Source organism: Flavihumibacter petaseus NBRC 106054 (assembly GCF_000974785.1).
Lineage (GTDB): Bacteria > Bacteroidota > Bacteroidia > Chitinophagales > Chitinophagaceae > Flavihumibacter > Flavihumibacter petaseus.
The window spans coordinates 1,338,017-1,358,290 of the sequence record NZ_BBWV01000001.1; the positions used below are offsets into that span (position 1 = coordinate 1,338,017).

At 50.1% G+C, this 20,274-nt stretch carries 25 protein-coding genes; 4 read left to right on the forward strand and 21 right to left on the reverse strand.

The annotated features are described in order from the left end of the window. Positions 1-9 precede the first annotated feature (9 nt). From FPE01S_RS05585 to FPE01S_RS05595, 3 genes are all read left to right on the forward strand, one after another. Positions 10-819: a glycosyltransferase family 2 protein gene (locus FPE01S_RS05585; RefSeq protein ID WP_046367836.1), complete on the forward strand. Its 810-nt coding sequence runs from the start codon at positions 10-12 to the stop codon at positions 817-819. Positions 820-825: 6 nt separating this feature from the next. Continuing rightward, positions 826-1,725, forward strand: coding sequence for a methylmalonyl Co-A mutase-associated GTPase MeaB (gene meaB, locus FPE01S_RS05590; RefSeq protein ID WP_046367837.1), 900 nt, complete (start codon positions 826-828; stop codon positions 1,723-1,725). A gap of 85 nt (positions 1,726-1,810) precedes the next feature. Then, positions 1,811-2,677 (forward strand): glycosyltransferase family 2 protein, encoded by an 867-nt coding sequence (locus tag FPE01S_RS05595; RefSeq protein ID WP_046368685.1) that lies wholly within the window; start codon positions 1,811-1,813, stop codon positions 2,675-2,677. Between the two features lie 5 nt (positions 2,678-2,682). Here the strand turns inward: FPE01S_RS05595 and FPE01S_RS05600 are convergent, their stop codons facing one another. Continuing rightward, positions 2,683-2,904: a hypothetical protein gene (locus tag FPE01S_RS05600; protein ID WP_046367838.1), complete on the reverse strand. Its 222-nt coding sequence runs from the start codon at positions 2,902-2,904 to the stop codon at positions 2,683-2,685. 100 nt (positions 2,905-3,004) lie between these two features. On the opposite strand from FPE01S_RS05600, the gene FPE01S_RS05605 reads away from it, so the two are divergent. After that, complete coding sequence (locus FPE01S_RS05605; RefSeq protein ID WP_046367839.1) at positions 3,005-3,826, forward strand: tetratricopeptide repeat protein; 822 nt, start codon at positions 3,005-3,007, stop codon at positions 3,824-3,826. On the opposite strand, the gene FPE01S_RS24645 is transcribed toward FPE01S_RS05605, so the two are convergent. From FPE01S_RS24645 to flxY, 20 genes are all read right to left on the reverse strand, one after another. Further along, positions 3,805-4,182, reverse strand: coding sequence for an ApeI family dehydratase (locus FPE01S_RS24645; RefSeq protein WP_052955530.1), 378 nt, complete (start codon positions 4,180-4,182; stop codon positions 3,805-3,807). The genes FPE01S_RS05605 and FPE01S_RS24645 overlap by 22 nt on opposite strands. Next, a complete protein-coding gene (gene lolB2, locus FPE01S_RS24650; protein ID WP_169749133.1) occupies positions 4,179-4,835 on the reverse strand; it encodes a flexirubin biosynthesis protein LolB2 in 657 nt (218 codons plus the stop codon). The genes FPE01S_RS24645 and lolB2 overlap by 4 nt, the downstream gene beginning before the upstream one ends. After that, entirely contained in the window at positions 4,795-5,433 is a 639-nt protein-coding gene (lolA2, locus tag FPE01S_RS05620) for a flexirubin biosynthesis/transport protein LolA2 (RefSeq protein ID WP_046367840.1), read from the reverse strand. The genes lolB2 and lolA2 overlap by 41 nt, the downstream gene beginning before the upstream one ends. Next, positions 5,426-6,187 (reverse strand): polysaccharide deacetylase family protein, encoded by a 762-nt coding sequence (locus FPE01S_RS05625; RefSeq protein ID WP_052955532.1) that lies wholly within the window; start codon positions 6,185-6,187, stop codon positions 5,426-5,428. Before FPE01S_RS05625 ends, lolA2 begins: the two co-directional genes overlap by 8 nt. Beyond that, on the reverse strand, positions 6,184-7,149 hold the full coding sequence (locus FPE01S_RS05630; protein ID WP_046367841.1) for a beta-ketoacyl synthase chain length factor: 966 nt from the start codon (positions 7,147-7,149) through the stop codon (positions 6,184-6,186). Before FPE01S_RS05630 ends, FPE01S_RS05625 begins: the two co-directional genes overlap by 4 nt. After that, the gene (locus FPE01S_RS05635) at positions 7,149-8,345 is read right to left on the reverse strand and encodes a beta-ketoacyl-[acyl-carrier-protein] synthase family protein (protein ID WP_046367842.1); all 1,197 of its coding nucleotides are present in this window, start codon (positions 8,343-8,345) and stop codon (positions 7,149-7,151) included. The genes FPE01S_RS05630 and FPE01S_RS05635 overlap by 1 nt, the downstream gene beginning before the upstream one ends. Next, a complete protein-coding gene (locus tag FPE01S_RS05640; protein ID WP_046367843.1) occupies positions 8,335-8,595 on the reverse strand; it encodes a phosphopantetheine-binding protein in 261 nt (86 codons plus the stop codon). Before FPE01S_RS05640 ends, FPE01S_RS05635 begins: the two co-directional genes overlap by 11 nt. Then, on the reverse strand, positions 8,573-9,205 hold the full coding sequence (locus FPE01S_RS05645) for a beta-ketoacyl-[acyl-carrier-protein] synthase family protein (protein WP_052955533.1): 633 nt from the start codon (positions 9,203-9,205) through the stop codon (positions 8,573-8,575). Before FPE01S_RS05645 ends, FPE01S_RS05640 begins: the two co-directional genes overlap by 23 nt. Continuing rightward, positions 9,198-10,451 (reverse strand): NAD(P)/FAD-dependent oxidoreductase, encoded by a 1,254-nt coding sequence (locus FPE01S_RS05650; RefSeq protein ID WP_046367844.1) that lies wholly within the window; start codon positions 10,449-10,451, stop codon positions 9,198-9,200. The genes FPE01S_RS05645 and FPE01S_RS05650 overlap by 8 nt, the downstream gene beginning before the upstream one ends. A 10-nt stretch (positions 10,452-10,461) precedes the next feature. Then, a complete protein-coding gene (locus FPE01S_RS05655) occupies positions 10,462-11,553 on the reverse strand; it encodes a methyltransferase (protein ID WP_046367845.1) in 1,092 nt (363 codons plus the stop codon). After that, a complete protein-coding gene (locus FPE01S_RS05660) occupies positions 11,550-12,704 on the reverse strand; it encodes a beta-ketoacyl-[acyl-carrier-protein] synthase family protein (protein ID WP_046367846.1) in 1,155 nt (384 codons plus the stop codon). Before FPE01S_RS05660 ends, FPE01S_RS05655 begins: the two co-directional genes overlap by 4 nt. Next, complete coding sequence (locus FPE01S_RS05665; protein ID WP_046367847.1) at positions 12,697-13,137, reverse strand: acyl-CoA thioesterase; 441 nt, start codon at positions 13,135-13,137, stop codon at positions 12,697-12,699. The genes FPE01S_RS05660 and FPE01S_RS05665 overlap by 8 nt, the downstream gene beginning before the upstream one ends. Further along, positions 13,134-13,760 (reverse strand): hypothetical protein, encoded by a 627-nt coding sequence (locus FPE01S_RS05670; RefSeq protein WP_046367848.1) that lies wholly within the window; start codon positions 13,758-13,760, stop codon positions 13,134-13,136. Before FPE01S_RS05670 ends, FPE01S_RS05665 begins: the two co-directional genes overlap by 4 nt. Positions 13,761-13,772: 12 nt before the next feature. Then, complete coding sequence (locus tag FPE01S_RS05675; protein ID WP_052955534.1) at positions 13,773-14,216, reverse strand: ApeP family dehydratase; 444 nt, start codon at positions 14,214-14,216, stop codon at positions 13,773-13,775. Then, complete coding sequence (locus FPE01S_RS05680; RefSeq protein ID WP_046367849.1) at positions 14,188-15,078, reverse strand: lysophospholipid acyltransferase family protein; 891 nt, start codon at positions 15,076-15,078, stop codon at positions 14,188-14,190. The genes FPE01S_RS05675 and FPE01S_RS05680 overlap by 29 nt, the downstream gene beginning before the upstream one ends. Beyond that, positions 15,078-15,332 carry an acyl carrier protein gene (locus tag FPE01S_RS05685; protein ID WP_046367850.1) on the reverse strand — a complete coding sequence of 85 codons (255 nt, stop codon included), beginning with the start codon at positions 15,330-15,332 and terminating at the stop codon, positions 15,078-15,080. Before FPE01S_RS05685 ends, FPE01S_RS05680 begins: the two co-directional genes overlap by 1 nt. Positions 15,333-15,339: 7 nt before the next feature. Next, positions 15,340-16,566: a beta-ketoacyl-[acyl-carrier-protein] synthase family protein gene (locus FPE01S_RS05690; protein WP_046367851.1), complete on the reverse strand. Its 1,227-nt coding sequence runs from the start codon at positions 16,564-16,566 to the stop codon at positions 15,340-15,342. Positions 16,567-16,572: 6 nt separating this feature from the next. Further along, positions 16,573-17,310, reverse strand: coding sequence for a flexirubin biosynthesis SDR family reductase FlxB (gene flxB / locus FPE01S_RS05695; RefSeq protein ID WP_046367852.1), 738 nt, complete (start codon positions 17,308-17,310; stop codon positions 16,573-16,575). Between the two features lie 24 nt (positions 17,311-17,334). Next, positions 17,335-18,909, reverse strand: coding sequence for a flexirubin biosynthesis tyrosine ammonia-lyase FlxA (flxA, locus tag FPE01S_RS05700; protein WP_245623947.1), 1,575 nt, complete (start codon positions 18,907-18,909; stop codon positions 17,335-17,337). 74 nt (positions 18,910-18,983) lie between these two features. Continuing rightward, positions 18,984-20,273, reverse strand: a complete 1,290-nt coding sequence (gene flxY / locus FPE01S_RS05705; protein WP_046367853.1) for a flexirubin biosynthesis putative acyl-CoA ligase FlxY — start codon at positions 20,271-20,273, stop codon at positions 18,984-18,986. Position 20,274 lies beyond the last annotated feature (1 nt).

The window sequence follows — 20,274 nt, forward strand, 5'->3', positions numbered from 1 at the left end:
GTATCTCAGATGTTACCAACCAGCAGTCTGATCATTGCAACCTATAACTGGCCCAAAGCCCTGCAGCGCTGCCTCAAAAGCGTGCGTGAACAGGCTGTGCTGCCCGGTGAGGTCCTGATTGCAGACGATGGTTCCAGGGAGGAGACGAAGCAACTGGTCGCATCCATGCAATCCGATTTTCCTGTTCCCCTCAGGCATATCTGGCAGGAAGACAAGGGTTTCCGCCTGGCCAAGATCAGGAACCGGGCAAATGCTGCTGCTGACGGCGAATACCTGATACAGGTAGACGGCGACCTGATCCTGCATCCTGATTTTGTAAAAGACCACCTCGAGGCGGCAACTCCGGGATATTTTATCGGTGGCAGCAGGGTGATACTCGGGCGGGAATTTTCTGAAAAACTGCTTGACAATCAAAGCCTGCAACCCACAGTTTTCCGGCGTGGCATCAGCAACCGCCTCAATGCGTTGCACTCGGCCACCCTCGGCTCAGCAGCTTCACGGATCATTAAAACGAAAAATGCCTATAATATCCGCGGTTGTAATATGAGTTACTGGAAGCGTGATTTCATCCGGGTGAATGGCTACAACGAATTGTACAATGGCTGGGGAAGGGAAGATACCGACCTGATTATCCGGTTGTACAATGCCGGTCTGAAGCGTACTTATTTTAAACTGCGGGGGATCGTGTTTCACCTCTGGCATAAAGAATCCAGCAAAAATTATCTTCCTCAGAATGATGAAATCCTTCAGGCGACTATCCGCGAAAGACTGGTCGTTTGCAGGGATGGCATTGATCAGTATATTCAACCCCAACTATAACTGCGCATGGCGACCATCGATCTTCAGGGTGTGAAGGAAGGCAATACCAGGGCCATTGCGCGGGCCATCAGCCTGATCGAAAGCGGTTATGCGGAAGAACTTCACCTCATTGATTTTCACCATTCAAGGCATATTCCGGTGATGGGCATTACCGGTCCGCCGGGAGCCGGCAAAAGCACCCTGGTGGACAAACTGATCCAGCAGGTGATCGATGCGGGCAAGCGGGTAGCCGTACTCTGCGTAGACCCCTCCTCCCCTTTTCACAATGGCTCTATACTTGGCGACAGGATCCGGCTGAACAGCTGGTATAATCATAAAAATGTTTTCATCAGATCACTTGCTTCGAGGGGTGCAGTTGGCGGATTGCACCCGCAAATCATGGAAATCACTTCCCTGCTGAACCTGGCACCTTTCGACTATATCATCATTGAAACGGTTGGTGTGGGTCAGAATGAAGTGGCTATTGTCGGACTCGCTGATGTGTCAGTGGTAGTACTTGTACCTGAAGCAGGGGATGATATCCAGACCATGAAATCGGGGCTGATGGAGATTGCCGACATCTTTGTGATCAACAAAAGCGACCGGCCCGATGCAGGTAAATTCTTAGCCAATCTGAAAAGAACGATTCAGCAACAGCTTCACCCCAAAAAACACGCGCTGCCGATTTTACAAACTGTTGCTACTCAAAATGAAGGGATCGGCGAGCTTTTTGCAGTAATCAACAAAACCATACTTGAGGACCATCCTCACAAAAGTTCCTGGTTACTGGCAGAAAGAGCATATGCGATGATTGCCAGACACAGGATGCGGGATGTCAGCAAGCATAAACTTATCGCTGAAATTGAACAATTACAGGCAGAGAAAGCATTTGATTTTTATACCTTTGTCGCAAGGTTTAACAATTGATTTGGTCGTACCCATTCACATTGTTTTACCGTGCAACGATCTTTGCCATAATTGACTCAATCGGATGATGCTTAACCTTTTTACCATGAAACCAAGCACGAGTCTGATCATTTCTACGTATAACTGGCCGGAAGCACTGGAGCTTTGCCTCCTTAGTGTTGCCCGTCAATCCCAGTTGCCTGCAGAGATCCTGATCGCAGATGATGGCTCGAATCCGATGACCCGTTCTACGGTAGATCGTCTTCGCTCAACAATAGGTGTTCCCATTGTTCATCTCTGGCACCAGGATCAGGGATTCCGGAAAGCAGCAATCATGAACCGCGCTTTTGTAAACGCCAATGGAGAATATGTTATTCAGATTGATGGCGATATCGTTTTACACCCTGATTTTATCCGAGATCATATTAATGCTGCCACCCCCGGTTATTTCGTGGCAGGTACACGGGTGATCACTTCAGAAAAACTGAAGAACGATCTCCTTCACAACAAACGCATCAATATTTCCATTTTTGAGAAAGGCACCCGCAATTTTCTTAACGGTGTTCATTTCCCGCTATTCGGAAAACTTCTCCGCAATTACCGCTGCCAGACAAAGGACATTTACTATGTGAAAGGCTGCAACATGGCTTTCTGGAAAAAGGATCTGTACCAGGTTAACGGATATGACGAAACTTTTGAAGGATGGGGTTATGAAGACAGTGACCTGGCTATCCGGCTGTATAATTCCGGCGTGCGCAAAAAGTTCCTGAAAATGGCCGGCATTGCCTATCACCTGTGGCACTCAGAATACTGCCGTGACCGGGAACAATACAATTATTCTCTCCTGGGCGATACCCGCGACTGCGGCAAGTCTTACACCAAGGTTGGCATGGACCGCTATGAACAGACGAAAAAACCCCTGCTGAACTTTATCGTGCTGAAAGAAGCTGAAATGGACTGGATGAGTGCCTGAGCGAACTACAGTAAGTCTTTATTTGAACGATACCACCGGAATCCCACAATTCCCAGGATAGCCAGCGGCGTGAGGGCGAGGTAAACAATCCCCGAATTAAGCGCTTTTGCCGGTTTTTCTCCCAATTGCTGCGCTGTTTTTGTACAGATGGAACACTGGGCGTTTGCTCCCGTTGACACCAGGAAACAAATCATCATTGTCAACCCCCATCTGACCAAAGCGTTCATACCCGTTGTTTTGGCAAAATTAAGTCAATCCGCCGATCTGCGAACGGCTAAAATATGGTACATTTCGCCCAAATATAACAGCTCAACTAACTAATGTTTTATGAAAAGTATCCAACTCTTCCTGCTGTTAATGCTGGTATCTTCCGCAGCTTTCTGCCAGAGTCTGATCACCATGTCGAACAAGTGTTACAAGATGGTTCAGGCAGGTAATGCGGCCAATGACAGTCAGCAATATGATGAAGCCCTGACTACATTTGAAAAAGTTTTATCGAAATGTTCGGCCAAAGATGCCAAAGAGCAGGGTAATGTCGGAAAGGCTAAAGCGCTGAATGGATTGAAGCGGTATGACGAAGCTATCCAGGCTGCCGACCTGGCGATAAAAGCTTCTAAGAACACGAGTATCGCTGCGTTGTTTGAAAAAGCAGATGCACATTTCAACCAGAATAACCTGACAGCCGCTACTGATGATTACAATGCCATAATTGCTTTATCAGAAAAGAATCAGAATACCAAAGACCGCGCAACAATCTATTCAAAACTGGCTGACCTCGACTGGAAACAGAAAAAATCCACGGAGGCCTACCAGGACATTGACAAGGCCATTGCACTTGATCCCGCCAACCCGGCATACCTGATTCAGAAAGGTGATTTTAAAGTGAAAGAAGGTGCACTGAAAGCCGGCTTCGAATACTACGACAAAGCCCTTGAAACAACATCCGATAAACCATCTGTTTATAAACTCAGGGCGATTGCCTTCACCAATGCCATGCAGGGAAAACATTCCACCCGCGACGCCAAAGAGCTTGCCACACGAATGTCTGCAGAAGAAAAAAAACAATTCTGCGAGGAATGGAAAAGGCTTTTTGACACGGGTTACAAAAACGTGAACCAGGATCTCTACTACACGATGATCTGCCTGTAAGCTGCCTGGTATTTAAAGAATGTAACGTCACCGGCAAAAAGGTTTGCATTGATTTGCGTGAGCCCTTCTGCTTCCTTCACCACTTTGATGTCAAGGTTTACATTGCCGTGAACTCGGGGATCGATGAAGTTGAGAAATTTGATATTGGCGGCGCTGACCAGCAACAGTTTTTGCTGCCTGGCAACTTCCAGTATTTCCTGAACGAGCTGCATCATGCATACCCCCGGCACTACCGGCTGGCCGGGGAAATGCCCCGCGAACACTGCATGTTCCGGGTGCCATTGAATTTCCGCTGTTATAACTCCCCCGTTTTCCTGCAGGTTTGAGATCCCGCAGATTTGTCCGTTGACGATCATCTTTCCAGTTTTTTCAGGTCAATGGTAAAGTGAAAATTATGGTGCACCAGGCTGATAGAATCCGGCGCAGTACCGTTGCCCGGAAACCATTTTGCTTCAGCCAGTATTTTCCTTTTGGCACCCAGTTCTGCGTGATCGAGCGTGGTTCCATCTGCAGGTGTAACGTACCAGAAAGTTTTTCCACCCAGTTTAAAGCCGCGGTATAATTGCCCCTTGTGCATGGCTGTTATATCGGGTGGATATTTTGACCGCAGCATCAGGAGCAGGTCGAAATCATTTCTCAGTGCACTGATCACTACCTTTTTGTTGAGCTTGTCCATGATCTGGATGACGCTGAATGTGCCGGTACTGTCGAATGCAAAGTCAAAAAACTTGAAACCGGTCTCGGTTGAAAAGACTACCCGGCGACTGCTGTCCGGCATTGTTTTGATCAGTAAAAGTCCACTGAGGTGGCGGCCGGTGATATCCACCTGGCTGCGGTAGAGTTCCGAATGAAATACCGGTTGCAGCGATTCCAGGGGAGCTGCCTGAGCTGCCACAGCCGTCATCCCTTTATAGGCATTGCCACAGGACGTCAGCGTCCCTGCAGCCAATAGCCACAAGGCAACGTACCTACTTCTTAACTGCAAATACCGCATCTGGGATCTGTACATTGACTTCTTTCTGGTTGAAGGTAATGAGGGTATTGTCGCCACCATTTTCCACCATATCGATACGCTGTACAGAATAATCTTTCCTGTCGAGGTACAGCAGGATTTTCGCGAACAGGTCTTTCAGTTCCTTTGACACCGGCACCAGTTCCAGCAGAAAATACTGTTGCCCGTCAAATACCTTCGACTGGAAGTCTCCGTTCTGCAGTGCGGTTCCCCGTACGCAGTCGATCGTGATCGTGTTAATCTTTTGAAACAGCCGGTTGGATTTTACGGATACCGTATTTTCTTTCTGCCCGTCTTTGATGTGCACGAGGTTCCCGTTGATGATCATCAGATACTGAAACGGCTGCTGGTATTCCATGCGTACCAGGTTTTCTCTTCTGAACCAGAATTTACCTTTGGACACGATCTTTTCTTCCAGGAGGCTGAGGTTCTTTTCCTGCACGAAATCAGCACGGAAGCTGTTTGTCTTCTGAGCTGCCGCGGCGAATGCCGTCTGAAAAGCCGCGGGATCCTTTATAGGTGTATATCCTTTGTATTGTGCGTGAAGGGTCAGCCCCAGCACCATCAGGGCGCACAGAAAAAACATTCTATTCATAAGGTGCTTCATTTATCAGCTTGTCGAGGCTGGTCCATTCGTATCCCAATTCCCTTGCGCCGGCTATCAACTGCGGTAGTATGCGGAGGGTTACGGGCATGGTATCATGGAACAGCAGGATTGCTCCGGGCTGCAAAGATCGCATAACCCGTTCGAATAATTTATCGTCGTCGGGGGTGACAGTATCGAGCGAGCGGACATTCCAGCCGATGGCTTTCATGCCGGTTCTACGGACGGCTTTTGCCAGGTTGGGATTGGTCACGCCATAGGGTGGTCTGAAAAACCGGGGCCGGTTATGCAGTATGTAAAAGAGTTGGGCATTCACCTCGGCAAGCTCCTGCTGCATTCTTTTGGATGAATAGAGGTCAAAGAGCGGGGCATGACTGAAGCTGTGATTCCCGATAATATGTCCTTCTGTATGCGCGCGCTGCAGTAATGCTTCCTGGCCGTTGAGTTTGTTTCCGATCACAAAAAAAGTAGCCGGTACTTTCTCTTTACGGAGAAGGTCAAGTACCTGTGGTGTAAGCGTTGAGTCTGGTCCATCGTCAAAGGTGATGGCAATCTTTTTACCGGACTTATCGCCCTGGCAGATCACGGGCATAAAAAATTGTGAGTCGACGCGGTAGCTTCCCCAGAACAGCAGGATGGAATATCCGAAAAGCAACAGGACGATATTGTACCATTGCCATCCGCCCACAAGACCGGCGGCCAGCAGCAGTATTACGAACAGTGTTATGGCGCGGAAGCTGTTCATTTCTCGAGCAATATGACAGCATGGTGGCCGGTGCTGTCGCTTTGATGGATCCAGATACGACGAAGGTAAGAAGCGTCACCTGCAGGCAACCATTCCGGTAATCCCTGCTGGTCAAGCAAACGGGTTGCCATCCAGGTGGCAAAGGCACTGGCAGTAGGGAATTCGCCGCAAAGAGGCTTGTAATAATAATGCGGTACTCCGGGTAAGGGATCTGTCCCTGCATTTCCGGTCAACACCAGGTCGGGCTGTCCGTACTTCATAGTGAGTCGTTCCATCCGGCTGTCCATTGCCGTGGTATCGCCGGTAAAGAATTCAACACCGTTCACCCTGGTACGCGGGCCAGTGCTGACAATATTGTTATTTGGTTCAGCCGACAAAAGAAAAAATGCGGCGCCCTCTCCTGCCGCCAGCTGGCGGAACAGGCCGAAACGTTTCAGGATCGTGTGACTGTAACTGGTCAGTTCATCTGCTGCTCCCGCTAGTATGACAGCATCCGGTTTCTCGTGCGACAACAGCAAGGCATCCAGTAATGCTGATTCAAAGGAGAAGTGCTGTTGCACGTAGGTGTTGTTGTAGGCATGGCATTTCAGCATCAGGGCGATCTGCGCGCCTACCGTGTTGTGCGTGGACTGAATAAAGGCTGTCGGCGTGAGCATTTCTTCCTGGTTCTCCACCAGCTTTCTCAGGAAAACACCGGTATCATCGAGGCAGCCATATGCCGTTCCGGTCAGGATGGCATCCGGCATTGTCACAGCAGCCTGCTGAAGTACATCCATTGCTGTAGCTACGCCCATGCGGATGATCCGGCTCATCCTGCGGATGAGTTTGGAGTCAATGAACGCAGCATAATCCGGTTCGCGGAGTGTTATTTTTTCTCCGATTGGAAACACGGGTACGCCGGGAAAATCATTTTCGCGGAATCCGGCCTGGGGCGATATGCAGGAAGCGGCTTGTATATACATCAGCTGCGGGAAAAGATCAGGGTGGAGCAATTACCGCCGAATCCAAATGAATTCGACAGCACGTGTTGAACAGACTGGCCGGTTTCATATTGATTGACCATTACACCGGCTTCGGGAATTACCGGATCAACAATTCGCAGGCCGGGAAACAGGCATTGACCGAGTATGCCTGATATTGCATAAACGGCTTCTATGCCACCGCATGCGGCAAGCGTATGACCGGTGAATCCCTTAGTGGAACTCATTCTCGGCAATGCATCGCCGAAGATCCGCCGGATCGCAGTGCTTTCGGATGCATCGTTGTTTTGGGTTCCTGTGCCATGAAGGTTGATGTAGTCAATATCTGATACTGAAAGTCCGCTCATTTCAAGCGCGGCTTTCATCGCGATAAAGGAACCGGCACCTTCCGGGGATGACGCTGTCTGGTGGTGTGCATCATTTGCATTGGCATAACCACTAACAGTTACTTCGGGTGATCTACCCAGTTTCGTTTTCAGCGCTTCACTGATGAGCACCAGGTATCCGGCACCTTCGCCGAGGTTAAGTCCCCTGCGTTGCTGATCAAATGGCTGACACAATTCATGGTCCAGGATCATCAGGGTGTTGAAGCCATTGAGGGTGAAGCGTGACAACGCATCAGTGCCGCCGGCAACAACCAGGTCAAGCCTTCCTGCCCTGATCATCCGGGCTCCGAGCATGATGGCATTGGCTGCAGAGGAACAGGCAGTACTGATGGTCGTCACAAAATCATGAATGCCCAGTGCACCTGACATGATGCGGCTGATGGCTCCGCATTCGTGCTGCACCACCTGCCGCAGGCGGCCGGAGTGATGGTTATTCAGAAAAGCCGGGAAGAATTCTTCAGTCAGATCCATCCCGGCCACTGAAGTAGCGTTGATCAACCCGCAACGAAGGTCATCCAGGGGGATTCCGGCATCTTCCAGGGCTTCTTTCGCGGCAAGGTAGCCGAGCATGGCGGTCCGGCTGTTGGTGCCTTGCCAGCCGCACAGTGCCGCCAGTTCAGCATTGCTGTGCTTCACTTCCCCTGCCGGAAACGCATTGCGGTGAACAGTATCGAGGTACCGTATAGGCCCCAGGCCTGTTTCGCCGCTGCGCAGGGCAGCCAGGTTTTCCTCCACCGTATTTCCGATGGCGGAGCGAGCACCCATTCCTGCTATGTAAACCTTATTTGACATTGGCAATGATAAAATCAGCCATCGTTCCTACTGATTGAAAAATTTTCGGTCCCTCATCGGGGTTGGTCAGTTTCACTTTATAATGCTGCTGCATCAGCACCATCAGTTCCAGTGCGTCGATGGAATCCAGTCCCAACCCTTCACCAAACAGCGGATCATCGGTCTTAATGTCAGCTGCCGTTACCTTCTGCAGGTTAAGTTGCTCGATGATCTGCCCTTTCAAAGTCTCAATTAACGCTTCCCTGTTCATAGTATTGAAGTAAGTTTTCGGGTGTAAATGCTATTGTTCCTGCCGTTCCGGGACGGTTTCCCACGGCAAAGAGTATGGCCTCCATAGATGACCCATAAAGGTTCAGCCATCCGGTAAGGCAAAACTCCGTATTTCCTTCTCTAAAAAGCGTTTTTGTGTACTGGTAAATCGTTGTCCAGTCGGGTTTTGCAGCGAGAAAGAAAGCCTGCTCCCCCTTGCAGCCGAACCGGATACTGATCTCACCTGTCACAATATTGGGCAGGGTGTACACAAATACCGCCGGGCTGGGCAGATCCTTCAGCTGACCGGCAAAACGGAGATCCGTATCCAGCGAAGAATGACTGTTCTGTAACACGATCGCTCTTCCGAAGGGCGCTGTTTCTCCATACGGTGCATTTCGCATGATAAGTTCTGCAGCCAGTACACCCAGCTGCGACAGGCGATCCATCTTATACCATTTCGGATAACCGGGTGATAAATGCCTGTACAGCGCCTGCAGCTGGTCAGTGAGGGTACCCGAAAATTCCAGCGGCAGTTGCCCGCTGTTAACCCAAACGCCTTTTGCATTGATCCTGCAGGCCGCCTGAATATATGTGTCAGACTCAGGCACCGGCTTCCTCGTCTATGATTTGTCTCATGTCAAGTATCCGGGCCAGTTTGTGTACTTCGTAACTGCTGCGCTTCACAAATGGATTCTCCAGATCCCACACATAACCCGCGAGAACGGAACAGATCTTTTTCTTGATCTCCTCATCCTGTTTTTTGGCGAAGAAGATCTTGTCGAGTGTTCCATCATACCAGGAGTTCACGTAAGTGCGGAAAGTATTCACGCCCTGCATAACCGGCTCCATATATTCTTTCTCCCAGTTGATCTCCTCACCTTTGAGTTTGCGGATCACCAGGTGCGCAGCGTTCTGGCTTGAAACGGTGGCCAGGGTTACGCCGGAGGAGAAGATCGGGTCAAGGAATTCAGTTACGTTGCCGGTGAGTACAAAGCCTTCGCCATAGAATTTATCGGTGGTGGAAGACCAGCTTTCGAGCACGCGGGTATCGAAGATCTTTTCTGCGTCTTTGAAACGTTCCGCCAGGTATGGTTCGTCCTGGATCAGCTGATCGTATACTTCTGTGTTGTTGCCTTCATATTGGGCAAAAAACTCGGGATGCCCTACATACCCTACGGAAGTGATGCCGGAAGAAAAAGGTATCACCCAGATCCAGACACCGGGTTTATGCGTTACAATAGTGATCCGGTTGGGTTCATGCACTGTTAATCTTTTCTCATCTCTCATATGGCAGAAGAGCGCTTTCCTGCCGGGTAATGAAGATGGCTTGTCGAGATTGAACAGCTTAGGGATTACCCTGCCGTAACCGCTGCCATCCACGATGAATTTCGCTTCGATGGTGGAGGCGTTGCCGTCTTTGTCCACCACGGTGGTCACGGAATCGGATCCGTTGAATTTTATATCGGTTACTGTTGTTTCGTAGTGAAGGGGTATACCCATCTCTTCACAACAGGTGGCGAGGGTGAGGTCGAATTCGGCACGCGGTACCTGCCAGGTCCAGCTGTACCCTTTGGTGAACTGATCAGCAAAAAAGTAATCGCAAATCATTCCATCTTTTACAAATTTTGCCCCAAATTTCTCCTGGAATCCTTTTGCCTTAACGGCGTTGAGGAAACCGGCTTCTTCCAGTGCTTCCATACAACGGGGCAGCAGGCTTTCACCGATCACGAAGCGGGGAAATTGCAGTTTCTCTACAATGGTCACATCATAGCCGGCTTTTTTGATGATGGCTGCTGCAACCGATCCGGAAGGCCCGGCACCGATTACCAGTACATCAGTCTTGGTGTTTTGCACGTTCGTTGATTTAGTGGGTGGGTGGAATAGGTTTTTTACGGCAAACCAGGAGGGTATGGCCTGCTTCGCCGATATGGTTGATTTGTTTTTCTACATAAAATCCGCCGGCTTCAACGGCTTTGATGAACACCCGTGAATCATACATCTGGCTGTTCCCGTTAGCCAATGCTGTAAAATAAAGCGAGGTCATCTGAATGGTCAGTGCGGCTACATAATGTTCCTGGACGTCCCAGAAGTTTTCGAGGATGAGCAGTTTTCCGTTTTCATCCAGGGCATCATAACAGCGGCGCACGATAGAGGTGATTTCCTGTTCTGAAAAGCAGTCAAGGAACTGGCTCATCCAGATCGTATCGTGTCCTTTCGGAATAACTGCATTTTCATCCAGTATATTGACGGGGATGGCGGTAGTGCGGTCGGCAAATCCCTTTTCCCTGACGCGTCTTTCTGCGATCTGCAATTGCCCCGGCAGGTCCATCATGGTAATGTGCACATCAGGATGATAAGCCAGGCAGGCAAGTGCCCATTTACCGGTATTTGTGCCGATATCGATCATTTTCTGAACGCCAAGTTCGAAAACTATTTTAATGACCAGGGGAAAAGATCCGTCGGAATAATGGTGATCGAAGGCGAACCAGCTTTTCTGCACATCTTCGGGCAACCGGCTCAGGCCTTCATAAATGGTATCCCATTTTCCGAATACCCGGAGTCCTTCCGGTTTTCCATTCCGGATGCTTTCTTCCAGGAACGCCAGTCCGTCGTAGCATACATCATCCACGAAATTGAGGTTGGCGATGGTCAGGTCGTCAAAAAGTAAAAAGTATCCTGTTGTGGTGATGCGGTAAAGACCGTTATCGTCTACAGTGAAAACTTCCATGCCAAGACCCGCTTCCATCAGTACCCGTGCGCCATAAACGGGAATGCCAGTTTGTTCCGCGGCATCTTCCAGTGTAATGCCTGCATTGCGTGCATTGCGAACGGTCATCAATAAGCCGGTTCTGCGCATTGCCTGGGCAGCCTGGAACATAACCGGTCCGAATGCGATCCTCTGTGCTGCTTCCTTTGCCTGAATAGCGGAAAGGTTAAATTTCGAAAAATGATTCATTGTCCTACGCTGCTTGTTATTGCTTTACTGATGACGATTGCCGCATTGCAACCACCGAATCCGGAACCTGTTTTCAGGAGGTGATTCAAACCGGTTGTCTGCTGGTTTTGGGTTGCTACGGTTATGGGTGAACTGACACCGTGATCCTTATAGTTGGGTGAGCCCAGTACAACGTTACGGCGCAGGGCTTCCAGCGAGATGGCTGCTTCAAGCAGGCCGGCTGCGCCGAGGGTATGTCCAAAATAAGGTTTAAGGCTGAATACGGGTGTTTTAGTCAACCCGTTGTGGAAAAATGCTTTGGATTCCATTTCATCGTTGAAAGAGGTGGCCGTTCCATGGGCGCTGATAAAGCCCAGGTCGGTTTCCTGTACCCCTGCTTCCTGAAGGGCAAGCCGGATGGCATGGGCCATTTCCTCTCCCGTGCGGGATGGCCCGGAAATGTGGTTGGCATCACTGGAAGTGGCACCTCCGGAAAGGATCCATGGGGAGGGTTCCAGGTTAAGGATCATTGTTGCTGCTCCTTCTCCCAGGTTAATTCCCTTGCGGTGTTCATCAAAAGGCTGGCAGGGCTCGCTGCTCAGCGCCTGGAAAGACTGGAATCCTGCTACGATAAAAGGACTCAGGCAATCTGCCCCCGCCACTACAGCGCGGTCGTACAGGCCGGCCTGCATCAGTCTTTTCGCAACCAGCAAAGCGCTGAGCCCGCTGATACAGGCATTGGAAACCAGCAATGGATCACCGTGGTAACCCAGCTCCTTTGCTATTTTAGCAGATGATACGACCAGTGCGGTATGTTCCTGTGCAAGCGCATCTTCGGGTTGAAGCAGTCCGATATTCCCTTTTGTGGAAGCCAGTACCAGCAGGGTCCGCGGGTGGGAAAGATCTACCGGGTAATTTTTAAGGCAGCCGCGGATACTGCTGAGCAGGAGTGTTTCAAAGGGCGTCAGGTCAGCACCGGCAGTTTCCTGCATGGCAGCCCAGTGATGCGGCTGGAATAAAGCGGCGCAAATATCACGGCCTTCCCAGCCTTCCAATTGCTGCAGCTGTAAACCTGTCTGACCCGACAGCATGGCGTCGAGCACAGCAGCAGTGCCATTTCCCAGTGGGCTGCATACATCATCTGCCTGTATGTAAACCAACGCACTATTCATCCACCTCGCTCATTTCATATTTCTTCTTCCACTCGGCAAAGAACCGGGGATTAACCAGTTGCAGCGAATTGGTAGCAAGGTCCAGAAATACCTGAACGGTTGAACCTTTGGCTACCAGTTCTCTTGTTGCGGCGTTGTACAGCTTGTAGCTGAAACAGAGCTTGGCCGCTGCGCTGGGTGTATAAGTTGTTTCTATCACCATCCTGTCGCCATACCGCAGTGATTTCTTGTATTCACACTGCACGCTGACGATGGGAACGGAATACCCATTTTTGTAAACGTCCAGGTAACTCAGTTTGAAGGCCTGTCCGAAAGCTTCCCGACCATCTTCAAAATACCGCACATAGTGGCCATGCCACACGATGCCGAGCGGGTCGGCTTCATTAAAGCGGACAACGATCTCTGTCGAAAAGCTCAGGGATTTTTGTTTCATATCTGGGTCCGCCAACCGGCGATCTTGTTCTTTTTAACGTCCTGTAGCACTTTGTAGATCGAATTGGCATAATAGTTCCGGAAACCAAAGCCACCGGCTTTACCAGCCATTCTCTCGGTCAGCAGCACTTTTTTGGTGCCCATATCCACGAAGGTGACATACATGCTGCCGCTTTCAGAAGTCTTGCTCATAGACTCCCAGAATACGATCAGTCCAGTGCCTGTTTTGCCTTTGAAATCGTATTGAGATACCATTTTAGCAATATCGGCTTCTTTGAGATGTGATTCATCTGCGATATTGGTGGACATGATGCTTTTGGGCTCGATCTGTTCGTTTCTTGCAGTTACCAGTGCCAGGTCGGTCGTCACATTACTCATCCCCAGCGCTTTGCCCCAATCAAATTTTTTGGGTTCGGAAAGGAACAGCTGGTTGATGCCTGCAAAATGACGTGCTTTGATGTCTTCAGCAGTAGTAGACAAGTCATTGATCACTTTAACGGCTGTAAAGTCGATGCCCAGGTAAGTTAGCGGTGCCTCGGCAGCAAGTGCTTTACCCTGCGCCTGGCTGTTGTTGCTGAATCCCATTACGAGAATGGCCAGCATTGCTGCAAAAATCCTTTTCATTGCTGTTCGTTTTTATGATTCGGGTTGTAAGAAGATCTTTATCTCGCCACTGGCCAGCAGTTTTCCCCTGCAAAATACCTTTCCTTCCACTATCGAAACATTAAATACGGATTGAACCTGAATGGTCTCGGTTTCAAGCAGATCACCTTCACGGGCCTCACCAAAAACCTGGAGATTTTTGATGGCACCGATGAATCCGATCTTCACTTTTTCACCCGACTGCTTTGCCTGGTAACCTGCGGCGGCAGCTGCAGTCTGGGCGATATTCTCCACCAGGGCAGTGGGTGCCAGCACACCATCCTGCAAAAATAGATTTCCCGCCATTACCCTGAAGGTGGTGGCGGTTTTTACACCGTCATGGTGTGACAGTGTATGGATCATCACAAAGGGAGGCCTTTGCGGAATAAGTTCTGTTATATGGTCAATATCAACCAGCATCAGCTTTCCAGAAATCATAATAGTTAAACCATTGCAACGGGTACTGCCTGGTTTTTGCCGCTGTTTCCCGAAGGAAATCCGCTAACATCTTTTGTTCCCTTTCCTTCCGGTCTGGCTCCCCGTAACTTTTCAGTTCGCTGGCGAAAAAATGATAGTGGGTAGCGGATTCCTTGAACGCGTAAACAAAGGAAACCGGTACCCCCAGTCTTGCCCCCAGTACAAAAGGGCCGGCCGGAAAATGCGCCGGTGCACCGAGGAACTCCGCCTGCACGGTTTTGTTGCCGGCCACAAAGCGGTCGGCATGCATGCATACGAGTTCATTGGCTTCCAAAGCTGCATGAATCGCGAAAATATGCGAAAGATCGGCTTTGATAAGTATCACTTTCATGTTCCTTCCACCAGTCACCTGTTCCAGGTATGCCTTGATCTTTTCGTCCTCACCGTCGAACATCACCACGTTGATGGTGGTATTCAGTCTTTTCAAAAGGTGGCCGGCAATTTCCCAGTTACCAATATGCGCACTGATCAGTAATCCTCCCCTGCCACCGGCGACCATTTGCCGCAGGTGTTCCTCACCGTCAAAATCGAAGGTAAACGGTGTTTGCAAACCTGCCTGAACGGCGATCTTGTCGATCAGCGTTTGTCCAAAACAATAGTAATTGCTATAGATGCTGCGCCAGGTTTTCCATTTTCCGTATCCCAGTCGCTGCCTGAAATAAACTTGGAGGTTTCGGGTTGAAACGGGGGAAAAAAAGCAATAGTATATTGCTACAACAGTGAGTAACCCGTAGGCCGGCATGAGGCCGAGGGTACGGAGAACCCAGACAAATATGCGGTAGCCAAGGGGTGTTGTTTTCGATTTCCCCTGCCAGGAAGGCATTATACCAGTTCTTTAGTGTTGATGCGTTGTGCTACGTAATCATAGAAGTCCTGGAAAGTAATGATCTCGGTAAAATCTTCCGGTTTCACTTTGAAGCCGAAATTATTCTCGATCACTACCACCATATCGATGTAGTCCAGGCTGTCGAGATCCAGCACTTCTTTCATATTCCCTTCCGCTGTGATGTCATTTACGTCCACCTCGAATTCCGTTGCCAGGAAATGATTGATCTTTTCAATTAACTCAGTTGCCATGTAAGGTTTATTTGGGTTGATACTTCTTGATGACCAGGGAAGAATTCGTGCCGCCAAATCCAAAAGAATTGGATAGAAAACAGTCGAATTCCGCACTGATCGTTTTGCTCACGATATTCAGTTTGGCCGAATCTTCGTCCGGCTCCTCAAAATTAATATTTGGCGCGATGAATCCGTGCTCCATCATCAACATTGAGTACACGATTTCACTGGCACCGGCCATCCAGCATTCGTGCCCCGTCATGCTTTTTGTTGAACTTACATAGGGGCGGCTCCTGCCAAAAACTTCATCAATCGCTTTCGCCTCACTTGAGTCTCCCGCAGGTGTTGACGTTGCATGTGCGTTGATATAGAAAATGCTCTCCGGTGCAAGGTCAGCATCTTTGAGCGCCATCCGGAGCGCCCTGACCGGACCGTTCACCGTCGGGTTGGAAATATGACCACCATTGGAAGAGAAGCCGTAACCTACTACTTCTCCGAGAATTGTCGCGCCTCTCTCCAGTGCGGAATCCAGGCTTTCCAGGATGACTGTTGCTGCGCCACCGCTGGGAATCAGGCCATCACGGTTTTTATCGAATGGTCGAGATGCCGCTGCAGGATCATTTTCCCGCACCGAAAACGCTGACAGGGCGTCGAAATTGCCCATGGAATAAATATTCAGCTCCTGGGCGCCGCCACAGATCACGGTTTCCTGTAATCCGCTTTTTATAAAATGATATCCCAGGCCGATGGAATGGGAACCGCTGGCACAGGCCGCACTTACCGTCAGGTTGATGCCCTTCAGGTGAAAAATGGTCGCCAGGTTCATGGTCACCGTGCTGTTCATGGTCTGAAACACAGAACCGGAACCCAGCAATGTGGTGTCCTTTTTTTCACGGATCAGGTCGGTTGCCACTACCGTAGGTTCCGCAGAGCTGTCGTTGCCATACATCACCCCAACCTCTCTTTCGATCAGCATTTGTTCAGTAATCCCTGCCTGTTCCAGTGCTTCGCGGGTGGCTACATAGGCATACTCGCCCTGTTCCGGCAACATGATCCTGGCGCGCCTGTCGAGTACCCCCTTCAGGTTTGGACGGTCGACCCAGCCAGTCAGGCCTGACCGGTAACCAAATTCCTTTCTTGCCTGGCTCAGAATAATACCGGATTTCCCCTCAAAAAGAGATTGCCGCACTTCCTCCTTGTTTTTGCCAATGCAGGAATAGATCCCCATACCTGTTATCACCACTCTTTTCATACCTGCCTATGTATATAAACCTCCGTTAACGGATAATACGATACCTGTAATATAACCCGATTCCGGGGAAGCAAGAAATGCAACAGCATGGGCTACTTCCTCTGGTTTTCCGAAGCGTTGGGCCGGAATCAGCTGCTTCAGGTCCTTCTCGTTCAGGTCACCGGTCATATCAGTGTGGATAAATCCCGGTGCTACCGCGTTCACGGTGATACCCCTTCTTGCGATCTCCTGGGCAAGGGCCTTGGTAGCGCCGATCACCCCCGCTTTGGCGGCGGAATAATTGGTCTGACCCGCCATCCCCTTCAATCCTGACAGGGAAACCACATTGACGATACGCCCTGATTTCCGGAGCAGCATCCCGTTCAGCACTTCACGGGTCACGTAAAAAAAGCCATCGAGGCTGGTTCCACGTACATTTTCCCATTGTTCATCCTTCATCCACATCATGAGGGTATCGTCTTTGATACCGGCATTGTTGACAAGCACTTCGATTGGCTTGTCCGGATTATTTTCAATAAAGCCCCCCAGCACTGCCTTCACCTGCTCCACTTCTTTCACATCAAATTGCAGCAATTCGCCATCGCCGCCTGCCGCCTTTACCATTTCCAGGGTCTCCTGCGCCGCAGCAATATTTCCCTTATAATTGATGAGCACATAGAGGCCCGTAGCTGCCATCCTCACACAGATGGCCCTGCCGATACCCCTTGACCCGCCAGTGACGAGCACTGATTTTTTTGCTACCATGAGAATCTTGATTTTTTCATTGCATCAGGCCAGAACAGCGGCATTGGCGCCTGCCCGGTGAACACTGCTGAAAACGGGCTCCGCTGTTTCAAAATGTTTTTTGACCCTGTCGAGATCCTTGTACCGCGGCTGATCATCGGTAAATACCGGGAAAATCGCCCGGATCTCGCGATAAAGCGCCAGTGTGGCACTGGCCATTTTGCCGGTACAGTCCAGGAAGTCCACTGCCTGCAGAACGGTCATCATCTGGATGGCCAGCACCTCGAAAGAGTTTCCGATCACTCTCCTGGTGAGCAATGCGGCATTGCAACCCATACTCACGATATCCTGGTTGTCATTATTGTTCGGAATGCTGTGTATGTACATGGGCATACTGTAGGTCTGGTTTTCAGCCACCGTACTGGTCGCTGTAAACTGCATACCCTGCATACCGAAATTCAACCCCAGCGTTCCCAGGTTGAGGAATGGCGGGAACTTCTCATTCAGTTTCGCATTCAGCAGGTAGTTGAGCTGGCGTTCGCTCAGCATCGACAGTTTTGTGATGGCGATCTTCAGTTTGTCCATCTCCAGTGACACATAGTCACCATGGAAATTGCCACCGTGGAAAATATTTGCGTTCTCGTGATCGATGATCGGATTGTCGTTCACAGAATTGAATTCTGCAACAATCACTTTCTCCGCCTGGGAAATAGTATCATGTATGGGACCGAGTACCTGGGTAATGCAGCGGAGGGAATAATACTCCTGAACCTTGTCTTCAAATACATCCTGGTCCATCTTGTCGCCTTCGTACAGATGCTTCTTGCGGCTGCGGATCATCTGGCTGTTGCTCAGCAGGTTCCGCATCATTGCCGCCACGATCTGCTGACCGGGATGATGTTTAACGTGGTTCAGTTCATGGGAGAAATGATCGTCATAAGCCTCTACTACCTCGTTGGTCATAGCGCTCAGGAACACAGACCATTCCAATAGTTTTTTCGCCTGGATCAGGTTGATCATGGCGATACCAGTCATGGCAGAGGTGCCATTGATCAGTGCCAGCCCTTCGCGGACATGTATAGTAAGCGGTTTGATGCCTGTTACACTGAAGACTTCTTTTGTTGAGCGGATCTCACCCTGGTACCAAACTTCACCTTCTCCGATGAGCGAGAGTGCCAGGTGCGCCAGTTGAACAAGGTCGCCGCTTGCGCCAACGCCACCATGCTCATAAATGACCGGATAGATCTTTTTATTGAGCAGGTTAACGATCAGTTCTACCAGTTCAGGATGTACCCCGGAATATCCCTGCAGAAAATTATTCAGCCGCGCCAGCAACAGTCCGCGCACGAGAATCGGATCGATTGGCTTGCCGCTTCCGGAACTGTGGCTTCGGATGAGATTGTACTGCAGTGCGATCAGGTTGTCCTCACTGATCCGGTACTGCGCCATCGGACCAAAGCCGGTATTGATACCGTATATGATTTTGTTGGATGCAAAGCCTTTGAGGAAGTCGTGGTTCTTCGCTACTTTTTCCAGGATAGCCCGATCCAGGGAAACGTGCTTCTCATCATACACAATTTCCTTGAAGTCTGATAGGGACAAATGTTTCTCGGTAATCAATGTCAACGTTTATTGGGCGGTTAAAAGAAGGTCCAAAAATAAAGTAAATGCCTGTATCCACCCAATGCGTGAGACTACCGGTTATCCAATAATTTCTGGGCTTTCCGGCCGCCTTCGGGAAATTGAATCCTGTGCAATTCCTGCCCCGACAAAAAACGGATCCCCGGAATCACCCGCAGGCGGGACCTCAACAGCTCCCGGATCCGTGCTTCTGTTGCTTCAGAAGGCTCCTGTACCTGCAGATGCAAAAGGACTTCATCAGTGCCCCATTCGTTCGATTGCAGTTCCACTACATAGTCTACCACTTCGGGAATTCCGTGAAGCAGATCATACAAAGCCGGCGGATAAAAACTGGTTCCTTTCAGTTTGATCATCTGTTTTTTTCTGCCCAGCACGGCCGAAAGCCTGTCTGTCTGCCGGCCACAGGCACAGGTTCCGCGTTGCCGGATGCAGATATCGCCGGTCTTGTAACGCAGGAGGGGCATTCCTTCCACGCCGAGCGTAGTGATTGTTACTTCACCCGGCATACCGTCGGCTACCGGCTGATTGTGTTCATCCAGTATTTCGAGAATGATCAGTTCGGGATTCATATGACCACCTGTGCCATGAACACATTCCGTAAAGGCAGTCTGCATTTCGGTGGAAGCATAGGTGCTGATCAGTTGTACAGGCCAGCCTTCGCTGATCTTTTGACCGAGCCGGTTAAGGTTTCCCAGTTCATCCCTGATGCTTTCGCCGATACAGATCACAGTTTTCACTGGTGTGTTCTGGAGATCAATACCATTGTGCATGGCAAATTCCTGCAATTTGATCAGGAAGGACGGTACGCCCACCAAAACAGTTGGCTGAATACGGCGGATGGTATCCCAATGCAGGAAAGGTGCACCCGGCCCTACCCGCACGAGTCCTGCACCGAGTTTCCGGATGCCGAGGTAATAGGCGATACCGGCCATGAACTGGCGGTCGAGCGTGAGCATCAGCTGGTACCGGTCGGCAGCAGTACCGCCGGAAGTGACAAATGAGCAATATTCGTTATACGCGAGCCGGTCAAGGTCGGCGGCCGTCAATGCGATGGTAACAGGCGATCCGAGTGTTCCCGAACTCGCCATGTATTCGGCAATATTTTCGCGTGGCACCGTCAGGAAATCCCAGTTGTGCAACTGAATATCTTCCTTTTCGGTGACCGGCAGGTGCCGGAGGTCTTCCAGTTTGCAGATGCCGGCCGGATCAATACCATGCTGTTCAAACAGGCGTCGGTAAAAAGGTGACCGCGCTGCGAGATAGGGTATCAGCGCCTGCAGTTTTGTTTCCTGCAGTTGCCGGATTGCTGCCGGATCATGGAATGCTATAGATGGATCGTACATA